This is a genomic window from Pseudomonas sp. LS2P72, assembly GCF_054897865.1.
Genome location: NZ_CM142708.1, coordinates 2,905,986 through 2,912,500 on the forward strand (window position 1 = coordinate 2,905,986; position 6,515 = coordinate 2,912,500).

A 6,515-nucleotide genomic window follows, 5' to 3' on the forward strand; every position below is an offset into this window, starting at 1 on the left:
CATGGCGATCTCTTTGAACACCCGTCTGACTGAACTGCTCGGCTGTCGCTATCCGATCATCCAGACCGCGATGGGCTGGGTTGCCGACCCGAAACTGGTGGCGGCCACGGGCAATGCCGGTGGCTTCGGTTTTCTCGCCGGGGCGACCATCGAGCCTCAGCGGATGGAGGCAGCGATCCTCGAAACCCGGCGTCTGACCGATCAGCCTTTCGGCGTCAATTTTCATATGTACCAGGCCAACGCCGCAGAGATCGTCGAGCTGGTGCTGCGCCACAACGTCAGGGCGGTCAGCTACAGCCGTTCGCCCGGCAAGCAAATGATCAGCCGTCTGAAGGACGCCGGCGTGGTGTGCATCCCCACGGTCGGTGCCCTCAAGCACGCGCAAAAAGCCGTGGAAATGGGCGCCGATGCGGTCACCGTACAAGGCGGTGAGGGCGGTGGGCATACCGGGTCGGTGCCGACTTCGTTACTGCTCGATCAAGTGGTCAATGCGGTCTCGGTGCCCGTGGTGGCAGCCGGTGGTTTCAAGGATGGTAAAGGCCTGGTCTCGGCCCTGGCCTATGGCGCCGAAGGCATCGCCATGGGCACGCGCTTTCTGATGTGCGCCGACAGTCCGGTGCCGCAGGCGACCCTGTCGCGTTACCTCGCGGTCAACGATCCGGCGGCGATCATCATCAGTCGCGCCATCGACGGTATGCCGCAACGGATGATTCGCAACGAATTGCTCAACCAGTTGGAAGCGAGCGGTGCTCTCAAACGCTTGTTGCTGGCCGTCCGCAGTGGCCTGGCCTACCGCCGCCACAGTGGCATGAGCCTGACGCAACTGCTCGGCAGTGTTCTGAAAATGCGCAGCAGCGGTGAGCTGACGGCGGCGCAAAGCATCATGGCCGCCAACGCGCCGATGGTGATCCAGAAAGCCATGGTCGACGGGTTACCCGCCGAAGGTGTACTGCCCGCCGGCCAGATCGCCGCGTCCATCGACAGCTTGCCCAGCTGCGCCCAATTGATTGAGCAGATCGTCCGTGACGCCGAAGCGCGTCTGGGCGAGCTGTGCCGCCGTGTGTCGTGAAGGGGAAAGGCATGAAACCATTTAGCGTCAGTATCGATAACGGCATCGCCGAACTGGTGTTCAACCAGCCACCGGTCAACGCCTTCAATTGCCAGGGCTGGGCCGATATCGCCAGCGAGATCGAAGGCCTCGGTCGCGACGCCAGCGTGCGGGTGATCGTGATTCGGGCCGAAGGGCGCGGCTTCTGTGCCGGGGTCGACATCAAGGAACTGGCCGCCGACGGCAACCTGATCGTGGCGGTGAACAAAGGCAACTACGACAGCTTCAAGGCGATCCACCGCAACCCGAAACCGGTGATTGTTGCCGTACACGGCTTCGTCCTCGGCGGCGGCATCGGCATCTGCGGCGCGGCCGACATTCTGGTGGCTTCCGAGTGCGCCAGCTTCGGCGTGCCCGAGGTCGATCGCGGTGCCATGGGCGGCGGCGCGCATTTGCAGCGGTTGTTCCCGGTACAGAAGGTCCGTCACATGTACTTCACCGGCGAAATGATCGACGCCGCCGAGGCCTGGCGCCTGGGTGCGGTAGAGCGTGTGGTCAAGCGCGATGACTTGCGTGAGGCCGCGTTGCAGATCGCCCGCACCATCGCCGCCAAGAGCCCGGCCATGATCAGCCTCGCCAAAGAAGCGCTGAGCGGTATCGAAGACGGCAATCTGGAAGACAAATATCGCTGGGAGCAGGGCTTCACGCTCGAGGCTTATCGCTCACTGGACTCACAGGAAGCACGCGACTCGTTCGTCGAGAAGCGCGATGCCCACTTCAACGGCTGAAGGCACTCTCATGGACCTGACATACACCCTGGCCCAGCAGGCCTTTCGCGCCGAGGCGCGGGCCTGGCTGACGGCCAATGTACCCGGTGAACCGCTGCAATCGTTCGACACCGAGCAAGGCTTTGCCGAGCACCGTGCCTGGGAAAACCGGCTTAACGACGGTCGCTGGGGCATGGTCACCTGGCCGACCGATCTCGGCGGGCGCGGTTGCGACTTGATCGAGTGGTTGATCTTCGAGGAGGAGTACTACCGCTCTGGCGCGCCTGCACGGGTTAACCAGAACGGCATCTTCCTGCTCGGCCCGACGCTGATGGAATATGGCAGCGACGAACAGAAAGCGCGTTTTTTGCCGCGTATGGCCACTGGCGAAGACATCTGGGCTCAGGCCTGGTCCGAGCCAGGCGCCGGCTCCGACATGGCGGCAATCCGCTCGAAGGCCGAACGGGTGGGCGACCATTACGTGATCAACGGCCAGAAAACCTGGTCGACTCGCGCCGTGTGGGCCGACTGGGTATTCGGCATTTTCCGCACCGACCCTCATTCGCAGCGCCATCAGGGCCTGACGTTTATTCTGCTGCCGCTCGACAGCCCGGGGATCACGGTACGGCCGATTCCTCAGCTCAATGGCTTGCCCGGGTTCGCCGAGATTTTCTTCGACGACGTCAAGGTTCCGGTGGAAAACGCGCTGGGCGGCGAGGGCATGGGTTGGCATGTGGCGATGTCCACCGCCGGGTTCGAGCGCGGTTTGCTGCTGCGTTCACCCGCACGTTTTCAGGAAACCGCTCGGCGACTGGTGCAGCTGTACCAGGCCAACCGCGAGCAGGCTGACCGCGACCCGGCCATCGGCGAGTCGGTGATGCGCGCTTGGCTGGACGCCGAAGCTTACACCCTGAGCACCTACATGACCGCCTCGAAACTGGTGCAGGGCGGCAAGATCGGGCCGGAGTCTTCGACCAACAAAATCTTCTGGTCGGAACTCGATCAGCGCATGCACGACACCGCCATGAGCATTCTCGGCTTACGTGGCGAGCTGCTGCCCGAAGCACCTGCTGCGGGCGATGTCGGCCATTGGCTGGAAGGTTTTCTGTTTGCCCAGGCCGGGCCGATCTATGCCGGCACCAACGAGATCCAGCGCAACATCATTGCCGAACGCATGCTCGGCATGCCGCGTGCCTGAGGAATAGACCATGGACTTTAGTTTCAGCCGCGACCAATTGCTGTTCCAGGACAACGTCAGAAGTTTTCTGATCAACGAGGTCACTCCAGAGCGCATTCGCGAATTGTGGCTCAGCGATAGCGGACGCAGCGATCAGCTCTGGGCCCAATTGGTGGAATTGGGCCTGACCGCGCTGACCGTTCCCGAAGAGCAAGACGGGATGGGTATGAATGAGCTGGACTTCATTCTGCTCGCTCAGGAATGTGGTTATGCCGGTCTGCCCGAGCCGCTGGTGGACACGATGCTGATCGGCGTGCCGTTACTCGCCGCCCTTGATGAAAGCCACGCCGTGCTCAAACAGCACTGGCTGGCGCGCGTCGCCGAAGGCCGCGCACGGTTGGCGATTGCCGAACCGGGTAACCCGCTGGTCAGCGATGCTCATGTCGCCGATTTGCTGTTGCTGGCTCATGGCGATGAGGTGCATGCGGTCGAACCTGGCGCGGTGCGCCTGACCCGCAATGTGTCGGTCGATCCCAGTCGTCAGCTGTTTCAGGTCGACTGGACGCCAACGTCCGCCACCTGCGTGGCCGCTGGCGAACAGGGTCGACGCTTGTGGGCCGCCGCGTTTAATCGTGGCGCGTTGGGCTGCGCCGCGCAAATGCTGGGGCTGGCCAAGCGCATGGTCGACCTCGCGGTGGATTACACCTTTGAGCGCAAACAGTTCGGCAAACCGGTGGGTTCGTTCCAGGCGGTCAAGCATTTGATGGCCAACGTCGCGGTGCAGATCGAGTTCGCCAAAGGGCCGCTGTATCGCGCCGCCTATGCACTGGCCGAGCAGCAACCGGGACAGGAAGTGCTGGTGTCCCATGCCAAATTGGCAACTTCGGAAGCCGCCATGCTCGCCGCGAAAAACACCATTCAGGCCCATGGCGCCATGGGTTACACCTGGGAAGTCGACCTGCACTTGTTCATGAAGCGCGCCTGGGCGCTGGACAAGGTCTGGGGTGACCGCGGCGATCATAAAAGGCGGATCCGCGCGGCTTTGTTCGATGGCAATCCAGCACTGGGCGCTGGAAAAACTTTCTGACGGCGACTGTGCCTGACGTCAACATTTACCCCGAGGTACACCATGCCTGAAGCCTATATTGTCGACGCCCTTCGTACGCCCACCGGGCGGCGCAAGGGTGGTTTGAGCCAGATTCACGCCGCCGATCTGGGCGCCCACGTCTTGCGTGCGCTGGTCGAGCGCAACGACATTCCCGATGACGATTACGACGACGTGATCTTCGGTTGTGTCGACACCATCGGTCCGTTGGCCGGGGACATTGCCCGCACCAGTTGGCTGGCCGCCGGCCTGTCGCAGGCGGTACCCGGCACTACCATTGATCGTCAGTGCGGTTCGTCCCAGCAAGCGGTGCACTTTGCTGCCCAAGCGGTGATGAGCGGCACCCAGGATGTGGTCGTCGCCGGCGGCGTGCAAACCATGACCCAGATTCCAATTTCCTCGGCAATGATCGCTGCCGAACCGCTGGGCTTCAGTGATCCGTTCAGCGGCTCCGAAGGTTGGGTCCGGCGTTATGGCGCACAACCGCCGACTCAATTCCGTTCAGCGCAGATGATTGCCGAGAAGTGGGAGCTGTCCCGCGAACAACTGGAAGCCTATTCACTGGAATCCCATCAGCGGGCATTGCGGGCCATCGAGCAAGGGCGGTTCAATCGGGAAATAGTGCCGCTGGCAGGGGTCGTGCACGACGAAACGCCGCGCCAGACCAGCCTGGCGAAAATGGCCGAACTGGACGTGCTGTTTGGCTGCGACCGGGTGACCGCAGCAGTGTCCAGCCAGACCTGCGACGCGGCCAGCGCGATGCTGATCGTTTCTGAAACAGCACTCAAACGCTACGGACTGACACCGCGCGCGCGTATCCACCACCTCAGCGTGCGCGCCGAAGACCCGATCTGGATGCTCACCGCTCCAATCCCGGCCACCGCTTATGCACTCAAGCGAGCCGGGATGAAGCTGGAAGACATCGATCGGGTGGAGATCAACGAAGCCTTCGCGTCGGTCGCGATGGCCTGGCTCAAAGAGACCGGTTATCCCCACGAACAGACCAACGTCAACGGCGGGGCGATTGCCCTCGGCCATCCGCTGGGCGCCACCGGCACCCGGTTGATGTGCACGCTGTTGCATGAACTGGAGCGCAGCGGGGGACGCTTCGGCTTGCAGACCATGTGCGAAGGCGGCGGCCAGGCCAACGTGACGATTATCGAACGCTTGTAAGCGATGTATTTGAAGGGAGCAGGAACATGAAAATCTGTGAGAACCGCGTAGTGATCATCACCGGTGCCGGCGGTGGTCTGGGTCGGGCCTACGCGCTGGCCTTCGCCGCCGAGGGCGCTAAAGTGGTGGTCAACGATATCAATCGTGAAGCGGCACTGGCCGTGGTCGGCGAAATTCTCGGGCAGGGTGGAAGCGCCGTGGCCAACAGCAACGACATCACCCGCTACGACGATGCGGCGTTGATCGTGCGCCAGGCCATCGAAACCTTCGGCGGCCTGGACGTGGTGGTCAACAACGCCGGCATCTGTCGCGACCGAATGTTCGCCAGCCTCACCGAAACCGACTGGGATGCGGTGGTGGCCGTGCACCTAAAAGGCCACTTCTGTATCGCCAGCCACGCTGCGCGTTACTGGCGCGAGCAGGCCAAGGGGGGCGCGCAGCTGAGTGCGCGGATCATCAACACCAGTTCCGGGGCCGGTTTGCAGGGCTCCATCGGTCAATCCAACTATGCCGCTGCCAAGGCAGGTATCGCTGCGTTGACGCTGGTGCAGGCGGCCGAACTGGGTCGCTATGGCATAACCGTCAACGCCCTGGCCCCGGCCGCGCGCACCGGAATGACCGAGCAGGTGTTCGCCGATAGCATGAAGAAGCCCGAAGAGGGCTTCGACTACTTTGCTCCGGAAAACGTTGCGCCGTTGGTGGTCTGGCTTGGCTCGCAAGCGTCCAGTGCGGTGAACGGGCAGATGTTCGAAGTCGAGGGCGGCAAGTTGTCGATTGCCGACGGCTGGCGTAGAGGTCCGGAACTGGACAGGCAAGGGCGCTGGGCGGTGGGCGAGGTGGGTCAGGCGGTAGAGCAATTGATGGCCAGGGCGGTGCCGGCGGCGAAAGTGTACGGCAACTGATCGGGCCGCCCTAAGAGGATCAAGCACTTTGTGCTTGACCCTGTTTCTCGTTTTGGGGCAGTGCAAAACTATGCAGGGACTTCGGGATTTCCAATCCCTCTATATAGAAGGATTCGTTTTGCTCTCTATATAGAGAAGGAACGGGCTGTTTTGCGGCGTTCTGCAAGTGATTGATAGAAAAGCTCAATTAAGGGTTGACGGCAGATTCTGTAAGTCTATAATTCGCCCCACTTCCGGCGCAGTCGAAACTGAAAACTCCTTGGTAAACAATGAGTTACGCAGTTTTCGACAGCGAGTTGCTTCAGGTCATCGAAGCCCAGAAGGAGTTGGTCAGGCCGGATGG

The 6,515-nt window shown here is 62.0% G+C and carries 6 protein-coding genes; all 6 read left to right on the forward strand.

All coding sequences use genetic code 11. The features are described 5' to 3' along the window. Window position 1 precedes the first annotated feature (1 nt). From ACYZUA_RS13350 to ACYZUA_RS13375, 6 genes are read left to right on the forward strand one after another with little or no spacing between them, the layout of a single operon-like run. A complete protein-coding gene (locus tag ACYZUA_RS13350; protein WP_461963455.1) occupies window positions 2-1,069 on the forward strand; it encodes an NAD(P)H-dependent flavin oxidoreductase in 1,068 nt (355 codons plus the stop codon). Between the two features lie 11 nt (window positions 1,070-1,080). Further along, window positions 1,081-1,836 carry an enoyl-CoA hydratase family protein gene (locus ACYZUA_RS13355; protein ID WP_461963456.1) on the forward strand — a complete coding sequence of 252 codons (756 nt, stop codon included), beginning with the start codon at window positions 1,081-1,083 and terminating at the stop codon, window positions 1,834-1,836. A 10-nt stretch (window positions 1,837-1,846) separates the two neighbouring features. Then, entirely contained in the window at window positions 1,847-3,013 is a 1,167-nt protein-coding gene (locus ACYZUA_RS13360; protein WP_461963968.1) for an acyl-CoA dehydrogenase family protein, read from the forward strand. Between the two features lie 10 nt (window positions 3,014-3,023). Next, on the forward strand, window positions 3,024-4,079 hold the full coding sequence (locus tag ACYZUA_RS13365) for an acyl-CoA dehydrogenase family protein (RefSeq protein WP_461963457.1): 1,056 nt from the start codon (window positions 3,024-3,026) through the stop codon (window positions 4,077-4,079). Between the two features lie 42 nt (window positions 4,080-4,121). Next, the gene (locus ACYZUA_RS13370) at window positions 4,122-5,270 is read left to right on the forward strand and encodes an acetyl-CoA C-acetyltransferase (RefSeq protein ID WP_461963458.1); all 1,149 of its coding nucleotides are present in this window, start codon (window positions 4,122-4,124) and stop codon (window positions 5,268-5,270) included. Between the two features lie 26 nt (window positions 5,271-5,296). Next, window positions 5,297-6,172 carry an SDR family oxidoreductase gene (locus ACYZUA_RS13375; RefSeq protein WP_461963459.1) on the forward strand — a complete coding sequence of 292 codons (876 nt, stop codon included), beginning with the start codon at window positions 5,297-5,299 and terminating at the stop codon, window positions 6,170-6,172. The last annotated feature ends 343 nt before the right edge of the window (window positions 6,173-6,515 follow it).